The following is a 24,573-nucleotide window of genomic DNA, read 5'->3' on the forward strand; positions in this document are numbered from 1 at the left end:
TTTCTTCCTTTTGAACGGGAAGAGAGACGACGCTGGAAAGCACCGTTCGTTATCTGGGTATTAAAGCCGGTGATGCGGGGCATTTTCTGAACCGATTGCCGTCCAGGGATCAGGGCTGCTTCCGCAGCCCTGTGCCAACACGGGTCAGTGATGACGTTATGTTGTGTTAATCCACCGTGCGCAGAGCATGGGCATCCCAGGCTTTCATGGCGGATGATACCGCAGCATCAAGCTCTTCACCCGGTGTCCCGTCGCGTGCTTCTGTGGAGAGTCCGGTTTCAAAACTGTGCAGACAGGCGGCCAGTGCGCTTGCATTGGTGTCCGCAGCCAGTTCACCCGCCTCTTTTGCTCGCCTCACACAGCGCAGAAACCCCTCCCTTGTGCGTGCGCGTCGTCCTGCCAGAAGCTGGCGGATATGCTCGTGCCCCGGCGAACAGGTGTTAACGGATAAGGCGATAAGACAGCCGCTGGGATGCCCCGGTTCTGTCTGCATTTTTGCTGAACAACGCAGCGCCCGTTCCACGGCCTCGCGCGGGCCAAGCCTGTCGTCCCACAGGCAGTCGTTAACCTGACCATAGGTCGACATATAGCATTCAATCACCTCTTCAAACAACGCTTCTTTAGAGCCAAACGCCGCATAAAAGCTGGGTGCGGTGATGCCGTTGCCGAGGTTCGCCTTCAGCAGGGCAAGCGAGGTGGACTCGAAGCCGTGCTGCCAGAAAAGGTACATCGCCTGACGAATTGCCTCGTCCCGGTCGAAGGTACGCGGACGTCCCATCTGTGCCATATCGCTTCCTGATTTTGCCAGTGTCACATAAATACTAATCGATACAGATATCCTTGACAACCTGCACACTGACCTATAGCGTTACACATAAATACCAATCGGTATATATGTAATAGCAGAAACACCCTGTATGGACTGTTTCCGCTATTTTTAGTCATCCCAAGAAGGACTCAACGTGTACGCTGAAACAAAATCATCTCCAGACACAGCACCACGGCAGCTGCCTCTGGCTCCCCTGCTGGCGTTTGCCATGACAGGCTTTATTGCCATCCTGACCGAAACCCTTCCGGCGGGGCTACTTCCGGAAATCGGCGAGGGACTTGGTGTTTCCCAGGTAATGGCGGGCCAGCTGGTGAGTATTTATGCCCTGGGTTCACTGCTTGCGGCGATCCCCCTGACGGTGCTTACCCGTGGATGGCGGCGTAAGAAAGTGTTGTTACTGGCCGTCGGGATCTTCCTGATTTTTAATACCATCACCACCGTGTCAGCCAGCTACTGGCTGACACTGATGGCCCGGTTTATGTCGGGCGTGGCTGCCGGACTGGCATGGGGGATCCTGGCAGGTTATGCGCGCCGCCTTGTGCCTGCTGATTTGCAGGGTCGTGCGCTGGCCATTGCTATGGTTGGCATACCGGTTGCCCTGTCGCTGGGAACCCCGGCCGGGGCATGGCTGGGCGGCATGATGGGATGGAGAGTCCCGTTTGGGCTCATGGCCGGACTGGCGGTTATTTTGTTTATCTGGACGCTGGTTGCGGTGCCTGACCTGCCTGCAGAGCCGGCTGAGCGCCGCCTGCCCGTGTGGCAGGTCTTTCTGTTACCGGGTGTCCGTCAGGTTCTGGCGGTGATCTTTCTCTGGATGACGGCACACAATATTCTTTATACGTTTATCGGCCCGTTCCTGGCACTGTCGGGCCTGACCGCACACGTTGGCCTCATCCTGCTGGTCTTTGGGCTTGCTGCCCTTGTTGGCATCTGGATGACCGGAACGCGGGTTGATCGCCACCTGCGCCCTCTCGTTCTGTTCAGCCTTGCGGCGCTGGCTATGGTTTCTCTGATGCTGGCAGCGGGCATGCGGGAGCCGATCGTGGTATTGCTGGCCGTCATCGTTTGGGGCTGGTCATTTGGTGGCGCCTCCACGCAGATGCAGACGGCGGCAGCCGATGCGGCACACCATAATGTTGATGTCGTTCAGGCGATGGTGACCACCGCGTGGAATCTGGCTATCGCCAGCGGTGGCGTTGCCGGCGGGCTGCTTCTCAATAATGCTGGTGCAGTATCCTTTCCCTGGGCAATCCTGGTCTTAATGGCTGTCGCGTTTTTTATCGCTTATACCGGTAAAAAACAGGCTTTCAGACCCGGTGCCAGAAAGAACCAGGGCTTGGGGCCTCGCCCTGGCGGGTAAATTCCGTGATAAAAGCCGATACGGTCAGCCTGACAGGCGTGTGACAAACAGGCGATACCGTACAGTACCCTTCGATTTGGTATTAACATCTTCATCAAAGTCGATTTTTTACCGGTTTTTTGGTGTTAATTCTGTCAGACCGCTCATTATTTCATAAACTCATGTACGTTAACCCTTTGATCCGCTGCTCAGTGAGAGGACAGCGGCTCCTGATTTTTTTACTGTTCTGACAACTCCAGGGTTGTTGGCTGAAGACAAGGAAAAAGAATGCTAATGCTATTCGGTGAGTTCTCTGGTGCGCCGTCATGGGTGCCTGCGGTATTGCTCGTCACACTTTCATTTGCACTGGGTTTCCTGGCGCGATTTATACTTCTCAGGTTCATCCGCTACTGGCAGAGTCGTGACCGGAAGCTGTTCAAATCACTTGAAAAGCATCTTCGTGGATCGATGTTTCTTTTTATCCCCTTACTGATGATCAGTGTGGGCGTTAATTACCTTAATATTCACCCTGAAGCCCTCTCGCTGATCACCACCGTGGTCAATATATTTATTATCTTATCGTTCTGCTCTGTTTTAATTCGGCTGACTAATGTGGCGCAGGATATGCTTTTTATACGCTACGATATTAATCTTTCGAATAACCTTCGTGCGCGTAAAATCCGAACGCAGATCATGTATGTCAAAAAGGTTGCGATCGTACTGCTCGTCCTGTTCTGCCTTTCGCTGGTTCTGCTCAGTATCCCCGGCGTGCGAAAATTCGGCACCACCATTCTGGCGGGTGCAGGGGTGGCCGGGATTATCATTGGTTTTGCCCTGCAGAAGTCGCTGGTTAATCTGTTTGCCGGCATTCAGATCGCCTTTACGCAACCAATAAAAATTGATGATGCGGTAGTGGTTGAAAATGAATGGGGCTGGATTGAAGAGATTAACCTGACGTACGTGGTGGTGCGTATCTGGGATCTGCGCCGGCTGGTTCTGCCCATTACCTACTTTACAGAAAATGCTTTCCAGAACTGGACACGTAATAACGCACAAATATTAGGTTCTGTTTTTCTTTACCTGGATTATTCCATGCCACTGGATCCCCTGCGTAAGCATTTCGAAAAAGTACTCAGTGAGACAAAACTCTGGGATCAACAGACTCAGGTGCTCCAGGTCACTGATACCACGGATAAAACCATGACGATCAGATTACTGATGACGGCACAGAACTCCCCCACAGCCTGGGATTTACGCTGTCATGTGCGGGAAAAGATGATTGAGTTTATTCAGCAAAATTATCCACAGAGCCTCCCTCACGTCCGGGCGACCCTGACCGGGGCTGATGGGTGACAGTCTGTCATGGACGTCATGAATCACTGGCATTTTTAACTGAACTCAGACAGGGGAACGAACCGTTCTCACGCCTGAACCGGCACGGTGGCCGCCGTTGTCACCGCGCAATCTGCACGCCGTTTGTAACCGCAAGCGTCAGCCACGGTATCGGCTCGCAACGGGCAGGATGTCCGAAAAGCGGGAGATGATCATTCCAGAGCCTGGGTCAGTTTCTGCCGCAGCGCGGTAATCCGCGCAGTCAGGTCAGACAATTCTTCATACGGCGTATCCATCACCGAGACCATATCTGCCGGCACGCCAGCCGCTTTCACCCTGAGCTGGTGTCCCTGCTCCGTTAGCGAAATAAGTACCCGGCGCTCATCGCCGCCCAGGTCACGTTTCCTGGCGATCAAACCCGAGGCTTCAAGTCGCTTCAGCAACTGACTGAGCGTACCGGAATCCAGACAGACGCGAGCGCCAATGTCTGAAACCGTGACATTGTCTGTTTGCCAGAGTGCCAGTAAAACCAGGTATTGCGGGTACGTCAGCCCGAGGGGCTTCAATCGTGACTGATAGAGTTTGGTCATCGCCAGTGAGGCAGAATACAGCGCAAAGCAGAGAAACTGATCGACTGTCGCAGGCGCATCGGTGCCAGGAGGAGACCCGCCCGTTTCATCTGTGTCATTGTTCACATCGTTATGCATTGAGGATCCGAATCTGATAGCGAGCGGAGAGTCTTTCTGCTGAAGAAAGTGACCGGCTGACACCCGAATGAGACGCCATGTTAACCGGCCCCTGTCCGAAAAGACATGATGGCGAAAGTCGTTCTCCTCGCCCGGATAGAAGCGAGCGCAGTATTGAACCAAGTTTATATGATGTCAATTTTATTCATCAGAACACGTCCCTGTTTTCTGACAGATAAGTGCAGATAAGAAGGGCGAAAGCGGGGGTAATATGACGCCCGCCGTAATACGTTATTTGCCCTGCTTTGCCGCACAGCGCAGGAAGTTGTTCATGACCTCAATGATACGCCCCACTGCCATCAGGTCTGCCGCCAGCAACAAATCGGTGCGTACCAGAATGTCCATTAGTTGAGCGTCATTCATGTGACGCTGGATACTGGCGTACAGGCGCATCAGATGCACCCAGTTGTTTGCAAAGGTGTCGAGACTCAGGTACTCCCCTTCACTGAGCTGCTTCATCAGAAAATTCACGTCAACCCTGAGCGCACAGATACGTGAGAGAAGGTCTCCTGACGATGAAGAGGCCAGAATCGCTGAGGACCTCATACGCGAAAGGTTTCCACCATGCCGCGCAGCGCATGTGCCTGTGCAGAGAGGGACTGCGATGCGGTCGATGATTCCTCCACCAGGGCCGCGTTGCTCTGTGTAACGCCATCCATTTGGCTCACCGCAACGCTGACCTGCGAAATCCCCTGCATCTGCTCACCTGAAGAGAGTGAAATGTTGTCCATTGCGTCGGCCAGTTCGCTCACCATACCCACTATTTTCAGAATACTTTCTCCAGTGCCGGTGGCCACTGTCACGCCGTTTTCTACCTGGTTTACCGCCTGTTCAATCAGGGCCTTAATGTCACGCGCCGCGTTAGCGCTGCGTTGCGCCAGCGTTCTTACCTCACCGGCGACGACGGCAAATCCCCGACCCTCTTCCCCCGCGCGGGCGGCCTCAACGGCCGCGTTCAGCGCCAGAATATTGGTCTGGAAGGCAATGCTCTCAATAACGCCAGTGATGTCGCGAACCTTAGTCGCACTGAGGGATATTTCATTCATTGTCAGCGACATGCGCTGTACGTCTTGCTCCCCGTTGCGGGCCAGCGTCGCCGTTGTCCGGGCCGTATCCGCCGTCTGCTGCGCACCCGCCGCGTTACTTTTCACCGTCGCGGTAAGCTGTTCAATGCTGGCGGCCGTTTCCTGCAGAGCCGCAGCCTGCTGCTCAGTTCGCGAGGACAGCTCGGTATTACCCTGCGATATTTCGTCTGCCGCCAGGGCAACAGAGACCGATGAATCCCTGATGTCAGAGACCAGACTTCGCAGGCTGGCCTGCATGGTGGCCAGCGATGCCAGCAGGCTGCCCTTATCGTGCCGACGCAATGTGACCGGGTAAGTGAGATCGCCGCCGGCGATAGCGGCAGCCAGCGCCTGTGCCTGAGCAGGTTCACCGCCCAACTGGCGCATCAGTATGCGAACCGTCAGAAAACAGGTCGCCGCCGCCAGCAGGACGGACAATGCAGTAATCGCCATCAGAAGAGAGGCCGTACGTGAAGAACGGGCGCTGTTTTCAGCCACCGTATCGCGGCTCAACTGCATTTGAACATCGGTCAGTTCGTTCAGCGCTTCGAGCAGTTCTTTCTGAGCGGGACGGGCGGTGATCAGCAAATAGGTTGTGGCTTCGTTCTTATGGTTTTCCAGCCCCAGTTTTCCTGCCGTCATCAGGGTAGACAGTGCCGCGGATTCTGCAGATAAAGTCCGTCCCAGCGCCACCTTCCCGCGGGCAGAGACATTGACAGACATACTTTTTTCCAGTGCTTCACGTTTCTGGATATAAGCTTCACGCTGTTTAACCAGGCGCTGCCACTCCGGCTGCATCTGCTCCGGGTTCGTTATCAGAGCCAGGTTGCGTACGGCAATCGCCATATCACGCGCACTCCCCCGCATATCCAGCACCAGCGCGAAACGCTTCATCTTCACGTCAACGGTATCATTCATGCCATCACGGGCATGCCAGAGCGCTTTAATGGCGATACCCGTGCAAATAATAAAAAGAAAAATAATCAGGCTAAAGCCTGCGGTCAGTCGCGTTGCAATTTTCATCAATTATCCCTGGACATTTAACGTAGTGAACCTGTATCGGCAGGAACAGCGCACAACATAAGGGTTGAACAAAATTAAATTGAACACACTCTATTTTCACAAAAAGCTTCACCACTGCCCCTCCCGGGGGGAAAATTTCTGACTGCGCCAGTTCAGCCAGAGGGGACAGCGGCAGCAGAGCAGCCTGCTTTGTTGCGTCCCTGCCACTGCGGATGCCCAATCACCCCGCATGGCTGAACTTAACGCCGGCAGAATCCGGGTTGATTGACGCTGTTTAAAAAATAACGCACCTTTACCGGAGTACGCCGGGCTGGCGGGATGCACGTCGCGATACCACGCTGGCTGAAGCCAGCCGGGGCGGTGCGCCTGAGCCGGCTTTAATGCTGCCGTGTGAAAAGGAGATAAAGACATGTCTGTGCCCGTGCTAAGAACTGAGCGCCTGCTATTAAAACCGCTAGTCGCTGAAGATGCCTTTCAGATTCAGACGATCTTTCCGCGCTGGGAGATTGTGCGTTATCTGGTGGCCTCGGTTCCCTGGCCCTATCCTGAGAAGGGGGCCGAGCACTACGTCAGTCATGTCGCGCTCCCGGCGATGGCCAAAGGGGAGGCCTGGGTCTGGACGATACGGTGCAGCAGTGATCCCGATAAGCTGATAGGGCTTATCTGCCTGGATGACGAGAAAGATAATAACCGGGGTTTCTGGCTGGTGCCGGAATGGCAGGGTCAGGGATTAATGCGCGAAGCCAGTATTAAGGTAACAGATTACTGGTTCAATACTCTGAACAGGCCGCTATTGCGGGCACCAAAAGCCGCCGAAAACCATCGTTCCCGGCATATTTCTGTCGGCAGCGGTATGCGACTCGTCAGGACGGAAGAAAAGGAGTATGTCTGCGGACGAATGACCTCTGAGCTGTGGGAAATCACCCGTGATGAGTGGAACGCTCAACGCCGCAGCTGATCCTGTTGGCCGATACGCGAACCGCTGCAGATAACAAAGATACCTTATCCTTCGGACTCAGCACGTTAAGGCGTGCTGTGGCTTTGCAGCCATGCCCTGACGGCAGCCTTGTAGACGCCCGGCAGTCACGCAGTGAATGAGCCTGTGCCGCTACTGGCGCATACAGCACGCGATGCCGTTAAAGTCGCTTTTCATACACCCGGTAACGCTTATAAGCCACCGCACCAATACGCTCCAGCATCGTACGCATTCCGCTGTTCGCCTCTAAAATCCACGACATCTCCAGCGCATCAATGTTACGCCGGGCAAAAGGGTCGCGCAGCGCCTCAATGAGCAACAGCGCCATGACGGGCCCACTGCGGCTGAACTGATATTCCTGCCGCACCCCCATCAGCGGTACCCGGGCCGTGCGCACGCCACTGACCTTCAGCCGCCACAATAGTTTTGCCCAGCCAAAGGGCAGCATGCGCCCTTTTAAACCGGTGATAGCTTCATTAATATTGGGTAAGCCGACGATAAAGGCGCAGGGATTGCCATTCACTTCAGCAATATAAATCATATCGTCAGGGACCAGGAATTTAAGCTGGTCGCCCATGACGGCAAACTCCCGTTCGGTGAAAGGTACAAAGCCCCAGTTATTTTGCCAGCCGGAATTGAAAATCTGTCGCATAATCTGCATTTCCTCGCTGAACTGCTTGCGATTAAGGCGACGAACAGTGACTTTCTGTCGCATTTTATCCATCAGTCGGCGCAATGAAGGGGAAAAATGCAGGTCGGTGCGGCGCATCCAGTAAGCCAGCAGGTCGGTACCTTTTGTATACCCCTGTTGTTCTAACGCGGCAGCATAATAGGGTTTACCGTGAGGCATCATCGCTGACGGCGGCGTTTCAAAACCGTCAATCAGCAGACCACTTTCCTGATTGATATTCAGGCTGAAAGGGCCGCTTATATGGGTCGCGCCTTTCGCTTTTAACCACTCTTCTGCCGTGCGGAATAACAAGCTGAACACCGCCGGATCGTTAATGGCCTCAATCATGCCAAAGTGGCCGGTATCCTCACCATATATTTCACGATGTAATGTATCAATTTGTGCCGTAATTCGCCCAACGACTTTCTCTCCGGATCTCGCGATCCAGGCCTGCCATTCAATATGTTCCTTTGCCGGATTTTTATCAGACAGATGTTCTGCGCGCTCCATGTATAAGGGATCAATCCAGTGAGCGTCATCAGCATAAAGGGTGGATGTAAAAAAAATAAAGTCCTTAAGCTGCTGTCTTGAATCAACTTTTTCAATGGAAATCATAACAACCTTAAAACTGTTTATTCACGAAAAAATACAATAAACGGGCTAATGCTACAGATTAACCCGTTTATTGCCGTATTACCCCGACAAATCTATAAATGAGGAAATAGATAATGGATAAAAACAGAACCCTTTCCTACTCGGTTATTTTTCACTTTCAGCTTAAGCGCTTTTAGCGCTACCCGGAACAATAGCGTGAATATCTCGCAAATAATGCATCATTATTTAAGACAGTGTCATTACCTGGCCATGCCTTATACGACATTCAATATGTTACAGAAATTATCCGAATTGACATGGCTATTTTTACCACTAAATGCGTTTAACGACACACCTATAAAACTAACCATACACATTTAAAAAACTAAGCGTCATAATAATCCCACAATATTAACCGGGAAGACTTTCATGTACAGGGATTATCCGGCCAATCGAGATATTATTATATCAATGGGCCTCTCCCCCACACATCGGTATGCGGTTGCGCACCTGCGGATATAGGTATCCGTGTAAAACTCGCGCGAGGCCTGCGGGAGGTTAACTATTAAAATTACAATTGAATACATATTTTAATCTAAAGTCACTTTAGACACATTATTGCGATTTTTTTACAAAGACCTCTATTCCCCGTAGCTATCTGTACTTTTTGGCGGTTTTTAATCTATGGCTTTATCGTATATATCGGAAACAAGTTCAATCCATTCTCTTCCCATGCGCCATGCTGACTTTTCCACTCTGGTCGAGGCGTTAGACTACGCCGCCGGGGGAAGTACCGGGATGAATTTTTACGACAGGCGTAATCAGCTGGCAGATGTGCTGGAATATCGGCGGCTCAGGCAGCGAGCTATCACTGATGCACGGCGTCTGCTGTCGCTGGGCCTGAAAAAAGGCGATCGCGTCGCGCTGATGGCCGAAACCAGCGCGGGTTTCGTCGAAGCCTTCTTTGCCTGTCAGTATGCGGGCTTAGTGGCAGTGCCGCTGGCTATCCCGATGGGGATGGGCCAGCGTGACTCTTACATTACCAAGCTTCAGGGCTTACTCAAAAACTGCCAGCCCGTCGCGATTATCAGCAGTGAGGAGTGGCTGCCGCTGATCCGTTCTGCCAGTGCGGATACCCCCGGTATCCATACCCTCAGCAATGGTGACCTCGCAGCCCTGCCGGACAGGGATATCGCGCTGCCGCCCCCTTCACCGGAGGATATTGCCTATCTGCAATATACCTCTGGCAGCACGCGCTTTCCGCGTGGCGTGATCATTACCCACCGGGCAGTGATGGCGAATCTGCGGGTCATCAGTCATGACGGCATCAAATTACGCGCGGGTGACCGCTGCGTTTCGTGGCTGCCGTTCTATCACGATATGGGACTGGTGGGCTTTGTGCTGACCCCGGTCGCCACCCAGCTTTCCGTTGATTATCTGCGTACGCAGGATTTTGCCATGCGGCCCATGCAGTGGCTGAAGCTGATCGGTAAAAACCGCTGTAGCGTATCTGTCGCGCCGCCTTTTGGTTACGACCTGTGTTTACGGCGGAGTAGCGACAAGGAGCTGGCCAGTATTGATCTCTCCAGCTGGCGTGTGGCGGGCGTCGGGGCCGAACCCATTCCTGCACTGCTGCTCGACCAGTTTGCGCAACATTTCAGTAAAGTGAACTTCGACCGTCGCGCGTTTATGCCCTGTTACGGGCTGGCGGAAACCACGCTGGCGGTCAGTTTTTCTCCGGCCGATGGCGGGACACAAGTGGATGAAGTCGACCGGGGTATTCTGGAATATCAGAGCAGGGCCGTCGCGCCAGGCGAAAAAACCCGGGCAGTGTCGACCTTTGTTAACTGCGGCAGTGCGCTTCCGGGCCACCGTATCGAAATTCGTGATGAAGCGGGTCAGGCCCTGCCTGAGCGTGAAGTCGGCCATATCTGTATCTCCGGCCCCAGTTTAATGAGTGGCTACTTCCAGGATGCCGCCTCACAGCAACGAATACAGGAGACAGGCTGGATGGATACCGGTGATTTAGGCTATCTGCTGCAGGGCAACCTCTTTGTCACGGGCCGCAAGAAAGACCTGATCATCATTCGCGGTCGCAATATCTGGCCCCAGGATATTGAATATGTCGCCGAACAGGAGCCGGAGATTCATTCCGGCGATGCGATAGCCTTTGTCACCCCGCAGGATCGGGAAGAAGGGGCACGCATTATCTTACAAATCCAGTGCAGGTTCAGTTCCGAAGCGCGCCGGGAACAGATCGTTCACGCGCTCACCGCCCACATTCAAAGCGAATTCGGCGTCGCCGTCGAGATTGAACTTCTGCCGCCGCACAGTCTTCCGCGCACCTCCTCAGGGAAACCTGCCCGTGCCGAAGCCAGAAAACGTTACCTCAGGGCGCTGGGGGCTTCCGTCAGCCCACGGGCAGAGCTGGCAGGCCAGACGCCATGACCTCTACGGTGGCGTTAACCGGAGCAACAGGCTTTATCGGCAGACATATTGCCGACAACCTGCTGGCGCGGGGATTGACTGTCAGGGCACTGACCCGCCGCCCTCAACGCCCCATGGATAATCTGACATGGATTACTGGCACGCTGGAGCAGAGCTGGGCTCTGAATGAGTTAGTGCGCGGTGCTGACTTTGTGGTGCACTGTGCCGGGAACGTGCGCGGACGCCGGGAGGACGCCTTTATGCAAACCAATGCCTGCGGCAGCCAGCGACTGATGCAGGCGGCGAAAGCGAGCGATTCATGTCAGCGTTTTTTGCTGATGTCGTCTCTGGCAGCGCGCCACCCTCACCTCTCCTGGTATGCCCATTCAAAATATGTCGCCGAGCAGCGCTTAACCCGCATGGCAACCGGGATTGCCCTGGGTATATTTCGCCCAACGGCGGTGTACGGACCGGGAGATAAAGAGCTGAAACCGGTTTTTCGCTGGCTGCTGCGCGGGCTGCTCCCGCAAACCGGGCCTGCGGATGCGCGGCTTTCCTTTCTTCATGTCAGCGATCTGGCAAACGCCGTGAGTCAGTGGTTGACGGCCCCCCGACCTCCAGAGGGCCCTTGTGAACTCTGCGATGGCGTTGAGGGAGGCTACAGCTGGTCATCGTTACAGGCAACCGGCGCAAAGGTGCGTCAGGGTTCCGTGCGACGGATCGGCATCCCTCTGCCGCTGCTGAAGGTGATGGCCGATCTCAGCACGCTGGCCAGTTGTTTAACCGGCAAAGCACCGATGCTGACCCGCAGCAAAGTCCATGAGCTGACCCACCAGGACTGGTCTGCAAACAATTTGCGTTTATCTGAATATACCGGTTGGTTACCCACGGTGACGCTGGAGCACGCTCTGCGTGCAGGACTCTTTTGATACTGTGAATAAAGGGAAGTTGAGGATTTTATGCTGAATCAAAACGCGGTAATGGACTATATCCTGGCATGTTTACGCGGCATGGTGGCCAGTGACGTTGACATAGAACCAGACAGCGATCTTGTTGACGAGCTGGGTCTGGAATCGATCAGGGTAATGGATCTGCTGATGATGTTAGAGGACAGGTTTGATATCCCTATCCCTATCAATATATTGCTGGATGTCAGGACTCCGGTACAGCTGCGGGATGCGTTACTCCCCTTCCTGGAGAAAACCTATGGGCCTTTATGATCGCTTTGCCCGTCTTAATCATCACCGGGAACAGTTCCAGTCCAGTGGCCTTAACCCGTTTGGCACTTGCATTGATGAAGTTTACTCGGCAACCGAAGGCCGCATCGGGAATAACCGGGTGGTGCTGGCCGGAACCAATAACTATCTTGGCCTGACATTTAATCCGCAAGCCATTGCACAAGGCCAGGCCGCGCTGGCGGCCCAGGGGACGGGGACCACCGGCTCACGTATGGCAAACGGCAGCTATCATTCGCATCTGGCACTGGAGCGCGAGATTGCCGCCTTTTTTGATCGCCCCACCGCCATCGTTTTTCCAACGGGCTATACCGCTAACCTGGGCATCATCAGCACCCTGGCCGGACATGACGCCGTGGTGTTACTGGATGCCGACAGCCATGCCAGCCTCTATGATGCCTGTGCGCTCGGAGGGGCAACGATCATCCGCTTTCGCCACAACGATGCCCGCGACCTGGAGCGCCGCATGGTGCGCCTGGGTGAGCGTGCGCGCGAGGCGATCATTATCGTTGAGGGCATTTACAGCATGCTGGGAGACGTGGCGCCCCTGGCAGAGATCGTTGACATCAAACGCCGTCTGGGTGGTTATCTTGTGGTGGATGAAGCTCACTCGTTCGGCGTGCTGGGTGCCACTGGCCGCGGGCTGGCTGAAGCTCTGGGCGTTGAGCAGGAGGTGGATATTATCACCGGCACCTTCAGCAAAAGCCTGGCGTCAGTCGGCGGGTTTGCCGTCGGTGCAGAGGCGATGGACGTTCTGCGCTACAGCAGCCGCCCTTATATCTTTACCGCCTCATCCTCGCCCTCGGTTATCGCCTCAGTGCGTTCGTCGTTAAACACCATTGCGCATCATCCTGAGCTGCGGGAAACCCTGTGGAATAATGCCCGCCGTCTTTACAACGGGCTGGAACGCCTGGGTTACGCGCTGGGGGCACATATCAGCCCGGTGGTACCGGTCATTATCAGCTCGAAAGAGGAAGGCCTGCGCCTGTGGCGCGCGCTGATCGAACGCGACGTTTATGTCAACCTGGTTCTGCCGCCCGCCGCACCGGCAGAGATGACGCTGCTGCGCTGCAGCATCAATGCCGCCCACAGCGAAGCGCAAATCGACAAAATTATTCAGGCCTTCGCCGATCTGAAACGCTGAACAATCCGCAGACTCTGCGCGGCGGCTCTCCGCTTTACCGCTGAGCCGCTTGCGCCCTCCTGCTCTCCGTGTCTCAGTGCTGCCGGTCAAACCGGTACACCAGTGCCACCGCCAGCAACAGCAACAGCACGGGCGGACCCAGGGTGGTGAGCACCACATTGAGGGAAAGCAATAGCCCGAGGTTAACGATGATCTGATCGCTGATATAGGTCACCAGCCCCACAATTACGCCGGTGGCCAGACGGCTGCCCATGCCCGGCGAACGGGGAATGCTGAACGTAAACGGGATCGCCAGTAAAATCATCGCCAGCGTTAACACTGACCGTCCCAGCTTCTGCCACAGCGCGATCTGAAATTCCGTGCCGGGCTGGTTAGTATCATGCAGGTAATGAATATAGCGGCGAAGCTGTCCGATCGAGAAGCTGGCCGCTGGCAGGGTCAGCTCTTTCAGGCTGATGCGGGTGAACAGGGATCGCCACGGCAGGGTTGCCCGCACCGTGACCGTCTCTTTCTGGTTCAGCCACTGCTTTTGATTCACGCCGTGCAGCATCCACATGCCGTTGCCCAGCACAGTGGCCTTCTCCGCATAGATATAGGCCGCCAGCGTCAAATCAGGCCGGTAGTAGAAAATTTCCACCCCCACGGGTTGATGGTGCTTGTCCAGCCTTCTGACCGTGGCAAATTCATTTTTATCTCTGGCCCACAGGGCATTATTGACGCCCTCACCGTCATCATCCAGCGCCGCAGCGGCGCTTTTCAGCGTCATCGCTCGCTGCTGTAACGGTGAGGCCACCCACTCATCGAGCACACCAGAAGCGAGTGTTAACATCACCCCGGCGGCCACGATAGCCATGGCAATACGCAGGACAGAAAAACCTGCCGTTCGCATGGCGGTTAACTCCAGGCTTTTCGACAACTGCCCCAACCCGACGATGCCGCCGAGGAGCGCGATAAAAGGCCCGAGGTCGACCAGACTACGGGGTAATGTCATCAGAACCACCGCCACGGCCTGTGTCCAGCGATAACCGCCGGGGCTGACGTCATCAAGCTCATTGATCAGGTTAAACGTGGTAAACAGCGGGATCAGGAGTCCTGCCGCGGCGGCAAAGCCGATAAACACGTTGCGGACGATATAGCGGCTGAATATGTTCATCGGAAGCGTGCCGGCAGCAGCGCCAGATCGCGGGCGATAAGAAGTACGACACCTGCCAGCATCACCAAAGGCACACACCACACGCCAGGAATCAGCGGTAACGCGCCATTGGCTACCAGGGTGCGGGAGAGATTTCCTCCGTAAAAGATCGCGGTAAACACCGCGGTCAACGGTAATAACGTGGTAAAGCGCCCCTGCCGGGGTTTGATGCGACTCAGCGACACCGCTAACAACGCCATCAGCACGGCGCTGACTCCCCGGCTCTGCCGCCACTGGCGCTCAGCCTGATCTGCGGGGTCCTGCGAGCCGGCGAGCGCGGTAAGAGAGGCCGACTTACGCCGGGTATTGTTACTCTGGGGCATCGGCGCCAGCTGCAGATTAAGGTGACGATATATCGTTTCGCTGTCCTCGCTACCCTGATGATCGAGAGTGTATGAGGTGCCGGACTGCAGCAGAACCGAGGGACTGGCGGGTGAAGGATCGGTGACGCTGACCGTCCTGGCGCGGTATACGCTGCTTTTCATCCCGGATGAGGTGTAAATAAGGACATCGGACAGGATATGGGTGATGGGATCAATGCGTGCCGCCAGCACCATTCTGCCACTGTCATTCACATTAAACCGTCTGGCCACCAGCCGTTGCGTATCCAGTTCGGACTGCGACTGCTGTTCAAGCTGATAAATCTGCCCGTAGGCCCAGGGCCTGGCGTACATCGACAGCAACATCACCATCAGACCCAGCGGCACGGCAAGCAGCATCGCCGCCTTATACAGCCGCAGCGGGCTGACACCGGAGGCAAACATCGCAGTGATTTCTGCATCGCTGTAAAGCTGACCCAGCGTAACACCGACCGCGACATACAGTCCGACAGGCAGCAGCATTTCAAGTGCGATCACCACTTTGTAGAAGACAATGTCGAACACAACCGTCAGGGCTAATGTACCGTTGGCCGCATCGGTCAGATAGCGCTGGGCTGAATAGCTGGCAAAAATAAAAATAAGAAAGCCCAGCAGAGTCGCCACTAACCGGTGAGTTTGCATCAGAATGTAGCGTTCAATCAGCAACATAAACCGCACGCCTTTTGTCATTATTGCTGCTGATCGAGCAAATGATGCACCTGCTCAATCACCCGGGTGACCTCATCCTGTGTCAGGGCACCATCCTTCACCCACTGTATACGTCCCTGCGCATCCAGCACCAGGATGGTTGAACTCTGCGGTTGCACCTGCCACGCGCGCCGGGCGAGGCCATCGCTGTCGATAATGAACTGTGCCCAGGGATAACGTCGTTTATTCTTCTCTATCTTTCTGCGCACAAAAAAGCCGGAACCGGGGATAACATCATCCGTATTAACAATGGTCGTCGGCTGGAAGCGGTCGGCCGGAAACATGGCGCCCTTAATGGCCTGGATCAGCAGTGCGTTTTTATTTTTTGCCGACGTGCGTCCGGCAATGTACTGCACCACGCGAATTTTGCCCGCCAGATCTGCACTCTTCCAGGGCACATAGCGGATCTGTCCATGTTCCAGTCGCAGCTCCCCTTTATCTGCAATGAGAACGGCGGGGACACGGTGTCCGATAGCGAAGCTGTGCGCGGCGGCCAGTACCGGCAGTAACAGACCCAGAATGGGCAGAAATCTGCATAACCTCATCGTGCTTCCTTTCTGACGGATATTACTGACCGGCACCAAGCGGATAGCGTTCAATAAAGTGTTCCAGCCGCTGGCGGATACCCGCATCCAGGGGCTCGGGAGCGTTATAATCACGCTGTCCCGCCAGGTTACCGGACACCATTTCATCGTGTCGATCACCCATTAAACCGTTTATCGCGGCTAAGTATCGCGAGATCTGCCGGGCCGCCAGATCATCAGGGTCAAGGGCACGCCGGGTGTCATAATAGGACACCTGCTGACTGACTATTTTTCGCACGGCGTGAAACTCCCGTCCTGTCAGCCTTGGCTTTGCGATGAATGCCTGTAACTTTCGCATCTCCTGTTGGCAACAGGCGATAAAGTCACTTTCACCGGTCAGGGGAAAATGACGCAGCGCGTGATCCACCCACCGCCAGACCGGCGTGCTCAGACAGACGCTCAGTATCCGCCCATAAAAAGTAACATGGCTTATGTTTTCGTTACGGAACGCATCCTGAAAACGTCCGAGGAAGACGGTGGTTTTGCTCAACCCCGCGCTGCACACGTGTTGCTGACCATAGAGCCGCTGAGCAAAGCGCAGATGCTTGTAACGGGAGCGAATATATTTGTACTGCCTGCGCTCCTGCTCTGACAGTGTTTCCCCCTGCACGACGCGGGTGACAAGACTCAGTAGCTCTGCCCGCGTAAAACCTTCCTGCCAGTATTGCAGGCACAGGGCGTAATTATCACGGATGCTCTCTGCGGAACAGGAGAGATCGATTGCCTGTGGCAGGCTGACACTGTCATCAACACAATCGTCCTCGTCCACTGCCGTAAACAGTAAATCGACGGTCTCAGGAGGATACTTACGCCACAGTTGTCTGGTGGTCATGGGGAACGTCTCCGGGCTGGCTAAAATGGAGTAAATGGCGATGGCGGTAAGCACGCAGCGTAGGAATGAATGACAACAGCACGTCCAGGCACTGTCCTCCTGCATAGCCAGATGCGGCCCCGTACACACCAAAGAAGTGCGATAATCCGACCAGCAGCACCATACTGGCGACGGAAGAGATCGCCTGTGCTACGAGAAAAGCACGCTGTTTTCCTGCCATCAGCAGGAGTGACTCCTGGGGAAAGCCCATCATCGACACGACAACGGCAAAGAGCATCACCTGAATTAAGTCACAGGCTGCAAGATACTGTTGGCCAAACACGAGGGTGACTAAGGGTTTACCGACCATCAACACGACCAGCGCCACCACAAGCCCGACGCCCCCTGCTAACAACGCTGATTTCAGCGCCAGCCACCAGGGTCTTTTGGTACGTGGGTCCAGTCGCATAATCTCGGGGTAAAAGCTTTTTTCCATCAGACTTGCTGGCGCGCTGGTGGCCGATAAAAAGGTCATCGCGATTTTAAACAGTCCTGCCGCGGCAGGCCCTGACACAATCCCCACTAACACCGTGCTGCCGGAGTTTCGCGCCGCCCAGATGGAGTGAGCAATATTCGTTGCCCAGACAAATCCCCAAGCCCCGTGCAGATTCCGGGCAGCATGCAGTAAACGGGGCCGGAAAGCGCGATGAATGCCCCGGCGACGCAGTTCGCGGGCAGCAAACCACCAGTAGAGCATCCCCCCCATCAGATCAGAGACATACCAGGTCAGCATAAAACCGGCAAAGCCAAAATCCCCTGTGTAAGAGATCACGCTGCCTGCTGCCCGCAGAAAGGGCCGGATCGCCTGTTGGATCGCAATCAGATCGAAGCGGTCGAGCGCCCGTAAAATGCCGGTGGGCGTGGATGCCGCCATGGAAGGGATCAGCGTGCAATAAACGATTGCCAGCCAGAAGCTGTGCGCATCCAGTCCTAACGCGTGTGCGAGGAAGGGAAGCAGCAGCATACCTCCGACAACGGCAGCAGCACCGCTGGCAATATCCAGTCCCAGCGAAAATGAAATTACCTCGCGAAACTGCGGCACGTTATTGTTCGCTAAAGCGGGCGTGCCGTACTGCACCACTAACTGCCACGTCTGAAATTTCATGACGTCGCTTATCGTTTTCGCATAGGACTGAATAACCACCAGCACACCAAACATCGCCGGTGACATCCCCTTTCCTGCACAGGAAAGGGCCAGCAAGCCCAGCAACGCGCTGGCAACATTACCTGATCCTAAATACGCCGTATTGCGCAGAATAGTGCGAAAAACACCATCCGAAAACCCGTTTTTCATGGTAGTAAACCAGCCATATTCACAAAGCCCGAGAGACCGTGAATGATATTTAACGCATCAATAAAAAGAGTAGCCATTAAATGTCACTAACTGAAACATCAATAAATCGTCGCTTCAGAATGATCGTTAAAATTGGAATGGGAATAAAACACGCCGATCACGCTGAAAATAAAATCGCACTAAAAAACAAACATTATGAATGTTGGTGCTCATGGGCAATTTCCAACACGGCATTCAGCGAAGCTCTTAATATTTCGTCATAAGGTTTTCGTGAGTCCAGTTCCAGAACAGAAGCGTGATTGTAATGAATGTGCTCCATGACAGAAATTTTATCCTGCAGCTCATCATAATCGTGGTCGGGCTTACGGGAAAAAGCGGTATCAATATCAATATCGAGTCGAATAACTAACTGAGGACGATATAACGCCATTTCCTGATATAACCGCTTTTCACGTTCCGCCAGCCGTGTCATCAGCCAGCCCTTTACCCGCTCGACACCAATGCCGGGGCCGTCATAATGAAAACCCGAAATCTCAGCCTGTGGGTAACGATCGCTGATAACCATCACCCCGCTATTTGCCAGGCGCTTAACCTTGCGCAAATTTGCCCGGCGGCGCAGCGAAAAACCGTACATGATCAGGGCGGCCCACAGCGCAGGCGAGCGCGTACTCATACTTTGGGTCCGGGAAGACTTCGCCGCCAGACGCCGCTCAAGCCAGATACCAATGAACGGCAGCCGCTTTATTTTGTCGCCGTCTTCTCCTGAGATGAGCCCTAAATAACGCCGCTCTGTCCTGCAATACTTTTTCATGCTTTTCGCTAAGTCAGCGGTTAATGTTGATTTTCCGGTACCGTCGCAGCCAACGACGGCCACCAGCCCGGCAATATATGTTGGAGGGGTACTGTTTTCGTTCTGCACGTTATCGTCCACCGCTCACATCAGAATTCATCATCATCACATACCCGATGGAATGAGGACGAAAGGGAGCTTTGTACTGCCTGCCGCGAGGCATGAAAGATCTTATCGGCAGGATCACAGCCATTTAAATCCACAATATGCGCTCCATTGAAAGTCAGCTGAGGGATGACCGCCGTTTTTTCACGCAGTACGCTACGTGGATGGTCAGGCTTGCGTTGGTGTGCTGTCTCTGCATCAATATTCAACCTGATTAATAGCACCGGAGGATAAGAGGCCATCCACTGATACATTTTTTCCTCCCGCTTTCGCAGTGCACGCACCCATAAGCTGCCCCCCTCTGTTTTCGCCAGCTGCGGACCGTCAAAGCGAAACCCGGCAACCTCGGTCTGAGGATAACGGTCGGTAAAGAGTAAATACCCCTTTTTACACATACGTAACATCCGGCAAAATTTATAGGTTCGCCAGCATGAAAGTAAATAGATCACCAACGCCGTCACCGCACCGGGGGGGATCGCTGGTTTATCATGAATACGGCGGGCTTTAGATTTTAAATAGCCCCCAAAAGGAGCCCCAATAAGTGGAAGGTGAGTTATCCATTCTGCGATATGGCCTGACGACTGCCCAAGATACAATAATTTTGTGGGTTCATCGGCAGAAAAATATTGGGTCAGACAGGAGGCCAGTGTTGATTTCCCTGCACCATCACAACCGGCGATAGCAATAACTCTTACAGGGGCATGATGGGGAAATGCGGTCTGTTGATTCACACAAAAACCATTAAGAAAAAAATGAATAAGTGAATGATAATTCACTTTCCCCGGGTGACATTTGCGGTAAAGTGCGGTGGCATTGCGCTTTTATGAATTCATGGCATTTAAAAAATTTGGCGTTGAGGAAAAAATAAGATCAGCGTATTTTTGCGCCATGAATTTAAAAAGAGCCTTTGTATGCAATCGAAAACCCCACCGCTCATCGCGATTATTGGCAGCGATGGTTCGGGAAAGTCCACCGTCTGTGAGCATTTAATTCATTATATTAATAAATACGGTCCGGCCGTCAGAGTTCATCTGGGAAAGCAGGCAGGTAACGTTGAGCGTTCGGTCATTAAGCTGCCGCTGCTCGGGCATATCCTGGATAATGCCATCAAGCGTAATAAAGTCATTGCGGCTAAAAAGCTCCCCGGCCCGGTACCCGGCCTGGTTATTATGTGTTTTGTCCTCCGTCGTCTGTGGCGTTTCAGATATATGCTGGCCTGCCGTCAGCGGGGGCTGATCGTATTAACCGACCGCTTTCCCCAGGTACAAATTCCCGGCACTTACGATGGCCCGGTATTTCCGGCACATGTGCCGGGAGGTCGCTTTGTCCGCTGGCTGGCAGATCTGGAGCGGCGTGCTTTTCACTGGATGGCAAAACAAAAACCGGACTTAGTCATCAGGCTTAATGTTGACCTTGATGTCGCCTGTGCCCGTAAGCCCGATCATAATCCTGAATCACTGGCAAGAAAAATTGCCGTCACACCGCAGCTGACATTCGAAGGCGCTCAAATGGTGGATATTAATGCCAATCAACCCCTGGCTGAGGTGCTTAACCTGGCCCGGCAGGCCGTGACTGTACTGATGCACTCGCGTGGATATCCGGCGATCCACGACGAAAAACAATAAACGATGCCCCCGCTCACCCATGGAACAGCAACAAGTAGCGGCCTGTATTGGAGCGCTGATTTATGGCTGCAAACTCTCCCGGCCCCGCTAACGATATAGCTCATTATGATGCAGAAGAGTGAGAGTGGCTTTAAGCGGCATAAACCTGATCAGGGCTAAGTTTTTATGCAGATTACTCAATTTAATTGCCTGCTATTAATTTCATACGGACTTGTTTAGTGGGTTATAACCCTGAAAAATATTCCAGGAAACATCTGAATAATCCACAATACCCCTGTCTTGTTACAAGCTGAAAAATAAATAGCACCCTGCTTACAACAATCCAAAAACACCTTTTTTAACATTATTATCAACAACTTAAAATAACATTAATATTATTAAATTGTTTGTACCTATCAATAAAAATGATGAAACTTGCAGGGACACCCGGCTATATCTGTTGAGATGGTTTATAATTACCCGGCACGCGAAAATAAGTGAGTCTTGAGAAAACTTATCTGGAGGTATTTTTGTCTATTTCTGATGAAGATGATAAACAGCATGTTGTAATCGGTGAGGCTGCCATGAATCTTATCTTCAGCAGGGAGGAAGTCAGTCTTGGATCTCTCATTAATCAGTTACAGAGTATGGCACGAGCAGAAGAGGATGAAGATCGTCTGTTGAGGATCAACGAAGCACGTACATGGTTGCTGGAATACAAAAAAGGCCGGACAACCCCGCTTGCGGGCAACCACTGGCTGGCCTCTCCTGGCCACCAAAACGATCCGGTCAGCAAAGAGTCTGACATCACCATGAACGTTTACAGCGATACCGATAAACCGAAACGCTGAACCGGGCTTTTGCCCTACAGGCCGGTGTCATGACATCGGCCTGACTCGTAAAAAACATCGCAGCCCTACCCACCCGTTCTGAAATTCAGAGTTTTTTACCTTTTACTCCTCACGGAGGCAGGTATTATCTCTGCCTGCCTATCCCGTAACCCGATGATATTAAACATTTAGCATTTTTTGCACAAATCTACGCGGGATCAGAATTCACTATTTCTGTACAAATCATTTATAGATGTATAACTTTAGTGCGGAAATTTTGACTTAATGAACTTTACGACTGAGGGACATTCTTATGCGTCAGGACGGTTCCAACCCGAAGATTGAAAATGACATCAGCCGTTATTTTAGCGAGGCAGTGATGCCTTCTCAGCAGGAAACGCTTGGCCAGATTGTGGTTGAGATCCTGCGTTCAGGCCGTAACCTTAACCGCAAGTCTATCTGTTCAAAGCTGCTGACGCGCCTTGAGCTGGCATCAGGCCCTGAGCAGGAACGGCACTATCAAGAACTGATTGGCTTACTTTTTGGCCGCAGTGACTGAGTTTTAAAGCAATTTTTGCTGATTGAACACTTATAAGTGCGCATTACGTCACGACTCAGTCCGACAATCTGACCATCCCTGCCTCCAGTATTCGCTGTTTGATGGCATCAGGATGCAGGTTTCTGCGGGTATTTAGCTCTGCCCGCATCACTGATTCAGAGAAGTTGGTATGTACAGAAACGAAGACGAAGAACTACTTTCCGATATTATTTTAGGCGAAGCCGTTATGGTATTGCTGAAAGCCGATGCGGCCATCAGCAGTTCAGCCCTGATCCGTCAGTTACAGTCGATGGCAGCAGCAGAAAAAGAGCTGTACCGACAGCGCGCCTGCAGACGGGCAATTGCTGAGGTGAGAAATTACCAGGCGCCCGAGCGTCATAGCGATACCCGGGAAATTCGTGACAGGGATAATGTCACCCATCTTTTTACCAGTGAAGGTCCGGCAGACGGAACAAAAAAACACTGATGGTTCTGACTGGATGTACTACGCTCAATCCAGGGCGTTGTGCTATCGCGTTTATCTGACAATATCGGCGTCACTGGCTGTACCTCAAGAACGTGATTAAACCGCCCGAAGGCACTGCCGATGAACAGTTGTTATACTTTTAGACTCAACGTATACCGCCTTGCCTGCATTGCGGAAAACATATTTTGCTGGCCCAGAGCATTTTTTCTATTTTTTACAAGGTCATTATCATGCAGCAGATGTCATCAGAATCCGAAATCCTGAGTTACTTCCAGGGTGGCGGTGAGAAGTTTTCGCAAGAAGCTCAGGTTCTTGGTGCTGTGATAAAGGAGCTGGCGACCGGGGGCAGACATGTCAACAATAAAGCCATTATTCTCAAGCTTATTGAGAAGCTGGAGACCACGTCGGACGTTATCCAACTCGACGTTTATCGCCAGGTACTCGAAGTGGTGGTTGGCATGACCCCCGATGACGCATAACCCGTTTGTTTAAAGGGAATAGTTTATTTCATGATGACGCACACCTGACTTTGCTGCAGGTGTGCTGTACTTTCCGGCGTTATTTCAAAATATGAAATTGAACTGGCTGGGCAGTAAAAAAATGTGATTTATGTCTGCCAGATGACACGTGCTTTCACTGGCAGCAAAGTTAGAAGAAGATGACGTAATTAGTGAAAGCTTTCCAGCAGATAACGAAATGCCTTCCTGTAAATACCCTGCAGGTCAGCATCAGTTGTTCTTGTGCTGTGAGCCTGAAGCATTATGAGAACGCTCTTCTTGTCGAGAGGCTGGCTCGCAGCAATCAGCTCTGAGACTGCCCGCCCAATAACCGCATAAATCTCTCTCGGATATTCCTCGTTATTATCGTGCACATGCACCCCTTATCTGGCTGTATGTACTTTAATATTAACATTTCACCATGAATAATGCACATCTGTGTGTCAAACCGCCCTACAATATTGTTATTGTGAGACTAAAGTCATTTTCAACGCATTGATTTAAATCAAATTTAAACTTATCAACTGTACAGCAGCGACTTACTTTGCCGTTGTGACAAAGCAGCAGAATAAAAAAGTTAAAAAAAGGCAAGATATAAACTAACTTTTAAGACTAATCTGCCAGCATGTACAACCCAGGTTGAAAAATTGTAAATCCTCCGCGTTGTGAAACATATTTTTGGTGTTTAATAGCAAAAACGAAAACCTGTTCTATAATTGAAGTGAAGGTTTAGTAAAGATATCTATAAGGAAATCCCGATGAAAGTCACCCTGTTTAAGTCAACATTTATTGCCGCATTGTCACTGCTGATGCTGGCAGGTTGCACCTCCAATCAGTCTATACAGACGACGGATGGTAAAACGATTGTTACTGATGGCAAACCGCAAGTCGATGATGAAACCGGACTGGTTTCTTTTAAAGATGCCAGCACGGGTAAAACCCAACAGATTAATCGTGAACAGATTAAAAACATGAGTGAACTCGACAACTAATAAAAAGGAATCCCTATGAAAAAGATTATGGCCGTATCTCTGGCAGCCCTGTTCTGCATCACCGCGCTCTCAGGCTGTACCCGCAGCAGCTATGCTATTCACACTAATGATGGCAGAACCATTATCAGCGATGGCAAACCGAAAGAAGACGCGAAAACGGGTATGATTGGCTATACCGATGCGAACGGCACTGAACAGCAAATTAACAAAAGTGACGTTAAAGAGCTCAGTGAGCTGCCAAATTAATCCTCTGAGCCCCTCCGGGGGCTCTACTGCGTTCCCT

At 52.8% G+C, this 24,573-nt stretch carries 26 protein-coding genes; 14 read left to right on the plus strand and 12 right to left on the minus strand.

Translation table 11 applies throughout. The annotated features are described in order from the left end of the window. Positions 1–166: 166 nt before the first annotated feature. Positions 167–787 carry a TetR/AcrR family transcriptional regulator gene (locus tag EPE01S_RS05390; RefSeq protein WP_062743571.1) on the minus strand — a complete coding sequence of 207 codons (621 nt, stop codon included), beginning with the start codon at positions 785–787 and terminating at the stop codon, positions 167–169. Positions 788–1,037: 250 nt separating this feature from the next. Between EPE01S_RS05390 and EPE01S_RS05395 the strand changes: the two genes are divergently transcribed. Next, positions 1,038–2,189 carry an MFS transporter gene (locus EPE01S_RS05395; RefSeq protein WP_084344165.1) on the plus strand — a complete coding sequence of 384 codons (1,152 nt, stop codon included), beginning with the start codon at positions 1,038–1,040 and terminating at the stop codon, positions 2,187–2,189. A 267-nt stretch (positions 2,190–2,456) separates the two neighbouring features. Then, a complete protein-coding gene (locus EPE01S_RS05400; protein WP_062743573.1) occupies positions 2,457–3,521 on the plus strand; it encodes a mechanosensitive ion channel family protein in 1,065 nt (354 codons plus the stop codon). A gap of 191 nt (positions 3,522–3,712) precedes the next feature. Here the strand turns inward: EPE01S_RS05400 and EPE01S_RS05405 are convergent, their stop codons facing one another. The 3 genes from EPE01S_RS05405 to EPE01S_RS05415 all read right to left on the minus strand — a co-directional run bounded on the left by EPE01S_RS05405 (position 3,713) and on the right by EPE01S_RS05415 (position 6,333). Further along, positions 3,713–4,207, minus strand: a complete 495-nt coding sequence (locus EPE01S_RS05405; RefSeq protein WP_062743574.1) for a MarR family winged helix-turn-helix transcriptional regulator — start codon at positions 4,205–4,207, stop codon at positions 3,713–3,715. Between the two features lie 270 nt (positions 4,208–4,477). Beyond that, complete coding sequence (locus tag EPE01S_RS05410; RefSeq protein WP_240043743.1) at positions 4,478–4,705, minus strand: hypothetical protein; 228 nt, start codon at positions 4,703–4,705, stop codon at positions 4,478–4,480. 83 nt (positions 4,706–4,788) lie between these two features. Beyond that, positions 4,789–6,333: a methyl-accepting chemotaxis protein gene (locus EPE01S_RS05415; RefSeq protein ID WP_062743576.1), complete on the minus strand. Its 1,545-nt coding sequence runs from the start codon at positions 6,331–6,333 to the stop codon at positions 4,789–4,791. Positions 6,334–6,742: 409 nt separating this feature from the next. On the opposite strand from EPE01S_RS05415, the gene EPE01S_RS05420 reads away from it, so the two are divergent. Continuing rightward, positions 6,743–7,291, plus strand: coding sequence for a GNAT family N-acetyltransferase (locus tag EPE01S_RS05420; RefSeq protein ID WP_062743577.1), 549 nt, complete (start codon positions 6,743–6,745; stop codon positions 7,289–7,291). Positions 7,292–7,469: 178 nt separating this feature from the next. On the opposite strand, the gene EPE01S_RS05425 is transcribed toward EPE01S_RS05420, so the two are convergent. After that, positions 7,470–8,594, minus strand: a complete 1,125-nt coding sequence (locus EPE01S_RS05425) for a hypothetical protein (protein WP_062743578.1) — start codon at positions 8,592–8,594, stop codon at positions 7,470–7,472. A gap of 663 nt (positions 8,595–9,257) precedes the next feature. Between EPE01S_RS05425 and EPE01S_RS05430 the strand changes: the two genes are divergently transcribed. Genes EPE01S_RS05430 through spt form a run of 4 tightly spaced genes read left to right on the plus strand, consistent with a single transcriptional unit; the run spans position 9,258 to position 13,379 of the window. Next, positions 9,258–11,021: a fatty acyl-AMP ligase gene (locus tag EPE01S_RS05430; RefSeq protein ID WP_062743579.1), complete on the plus strand. Its 1,764-nt coding sequence runs from the start codon at positions 9,258–9,260 to the stop codon at positions 11,019–11,021. Further along, on the plus strand, positions 11,018–11,929 hold the full coding sequence (locus tag EPE01S_RS05435; protein WP_062743580.1) for an NAD-dependent epimerase/dehydratase family protein: 912 nt from the start codon (positions 11,018–11,020) through the stop codon (positions 11,927–11,929). The genes EPE01S_RS05430 and EPE01S_RS05435 overlap by 4 nt, the downstream gene beginning before the upstream one ends. A gap of 30 nt (positions 11,930–11,959) precedes the next feature. Then, entirely contained in the window at positions 11,960–12,220 is a 261-nt protein-coding gene (locus EPE01S_RS05440) for an acyl carrier protein (RefSeq protein WP_062743581.1), read from the plus strand. Beyond that, positions 12,207–13,379: a serine palmitoyltransferase gene (gene spt / locus EPE01S_RS05445; protein ID WP_062743582.1), complete on the plus strand. Its 1,173-nt coding sequence runs from the start codon at positions 12,207–12,209 to the stop codon at positions 13,377–13,379. The genes EPE01S_RS05440 and spt overlap by 14 nt, the downstream gene beginning before the upstream one ends. 73 nt (positions 13,380–13,452) lie before the next feature. On the opposite strand, the gene lptG is transcribed toward spt, so the two are convergent. The 7 genes from lptG to EPE01S_RS05480 all read right to left on the minus strand — a co-directional run bounded on the left by lptG (position 13,453) and on the right by EPE01S_RS05480 (position 20,073). Beyond that, the gene (gene lptG, locus EPE01S_RS05450; RefSeq protein WP_062743583.1) at positions 13,453–14,532 is read right to left on the minus strand and encodes an LPS export ABC transporter permease LptG; all 1,080 of its coding nucleotides are present in this window, start codon (positions 14,530–14,532) and stop codon (positions 13,453–13,455) included. Continuing rightward, entirely contained in the window at positions 14,529–15,599 is a 1,071-nt protein-coding gene (gene lptF / locus EPE01S_RS05455) for an LPS export ABC transporter permease LptF (protein ID WP_062743657.1), read from the minus strand. The genes lptG and lptF overlap by 4 nt, the downstream gene beginning before the upstream one ends. A 20-nt stretch (positions 15,600–15,619) precedes the next feature. After that, the gene (locus EPE01S_RS05460) at positions 15,620–16,183 is read right to left on the minus strand and encodes a YtfJ family protein (RefSeq protein ID WP_062743584.1); all 564 of its coding nucleotides are present in this window, start codon (positions 16,181–16,183) and stop codon (positions 15,620–15,622) included. A gap of 22 nt (positions 16,184–16,205) precedes the next feature. Beyond that, positions 16,206–17,039, minus strand: coding sequence for a hypothetical protein (locus EPE01S_RS05465; protein WP_174522409.1), 834 nt, complete (start codon positions 17,037–17,039; stop codon positions 16,206–16,208). Continuing rightward, positions 17,029–18,387 carry a lipopolysaccharide biosynthesis protein gene (locus EPE01S_RS05470; RefSeq protein ID WP_062743586.1) on the minus strand — a complete coding sequence of 453 codons (1,359 nt, stop codon included), beginning with the start codon at positions 18,385–18,387 and terminating at the stop codon, positions 17,029–17,031. The genes EPE01S_RS05465 and EPE01S_RS05470 overlap by 11 nt, the downstream gene beginning before the upstream one ends. Before the next feature lie 193 nt (positions 18,388–18,580). Continuing rightward, on the minus strand, positions 18,581–19,318 hold the full coding sequence (locus tag EPE01S_RS05475; RefSeq protein ID WP_118664272.1) for a nucleoside/nucleotide kinase family protein: 738 nt from the start codon (positions 19,316–19,318) through the stop codon (positions 18,581–18,583). An 8-nt stretch (positions 19,319–19,326) separates the two neighbouring features. Then, complete coding sequence (locus tag EPE01S_RS05480; protein ID WP_062743587.1) at positions 19,327–20,073, minus strand: nucleoside/nucleotide kinase family protein; 747 nt, start codon at positions 20,071–20,073, stop codon at positions 19,327–19,329. A 180-nt stretch (positions 20,074–20,253) separates the two neighbouring features. Between EPE01S_RS05480 and EPE01S_RS05485 the strand changes: the two genes are divergently transcribed. The 7 genes from EPE01S_RS05485 to EPE01S_RS05520 all read left to right on the plus strand — a co-directional run bounded on the left by EPE01S_RS05485 (position 20,254) and on the right by EPE01S_RS05520 (position 24,536). Next, entirely contained in the window at positions 20,254–20,967 is a 714-nt protein-coding gene (locus EPE01S_RS05485) for a dTMP kinase (protein ID WP_062743588.1), read from the plus strand. 509 nt (positions 20,968–21,476) lie between these two features. Then, positions 21,477–21,797, plus strand: a complete 321-nt coding sequence (locus EPE01S_RS05490) for a hypothetical protein (protein ID WP_062743589.1) — start codon at positions 21,477–21,479, stop codon at positions 21,795–21,797. Between the two features lie 292 nt (positions 21,798–22,089). Continuing rightward, positions 22,090–22,335 (plus strand): regulatory protein YcgZ, encoded by a 246-nt coding sequence (ycgZ, locus tag EPE01S_RS05495; RefSeq protein WP_062743590.1) that lies wholly within the window; start codon positions 22,090–22,092, stop codon positions 22,333–22,335. A gap of 169 nt (positions 22,336–22,504) precedes the next feature. Beyond that, on the plus strand, positions 22,505–22,801 hold the full coding sequence (locus tag EPE01S_RS05500; protein ID WP_062743591.1) for a hypothetical protein: 297 nt from the start codon (positions 22,505–22,507) through the stop codon (positions 22,799–22,801). 239 nt (positions 22,802–23,040) lie between these two features. Further along, the gene (locus EPE01S_RS05505; RefSeq protein ID WP_306304609.1) at positions 23,041–23,280 is read left to right on the plus strand and encodes a biofilm/acid-resistance regulator YmgB/AriR; all 240 of its coding nucleotides are present in this window, start codon (positions 23,041–23,043) and stop codon (positions 23,278–23,280) included. Between the two features lie 776 nt (positions 23,281–24,056). Next, the gene (locus EPE01S_RS05515; RefSeq protein ID WP_062743593.1) at positions 24,057–24,290 is read left to right on the plus strand and encodes a YgdI/YgdR family lipoprotein; all 234 of its coding nucleotides are present in this window, start codon (positions 24,057–24,059) and stop codon (positions 24,288–24,290) included. Between the two features lie 15 nt (positions 24,291–24,305). Then, positions 24,306–24,536: a YgdI/YgdR family lipoprotein gene (locus tag EPE01S_RS05520; RefSeq protein ID WP_062743594.1), complete on the plus strand. Its 231-nt coding sequence runs from the start codon at positions 24,306–24,308 to the stop codon at positions 24,534–24,536. Positions 24,537–24,573: the final 37 nt, after the last annotated feature.

It is taken from the genome of Erwinia persicina NBRC 102418 (assembly GCF_001571305.1).
In the GTDB taxonomy this organism is placed as follows: domain Bacteria; phylum Pseudomonadota; class Gammaproteobacteria; order Enterobacterales; family Enterobacteriaceae; genus Erwinia; species Erwinia persicina.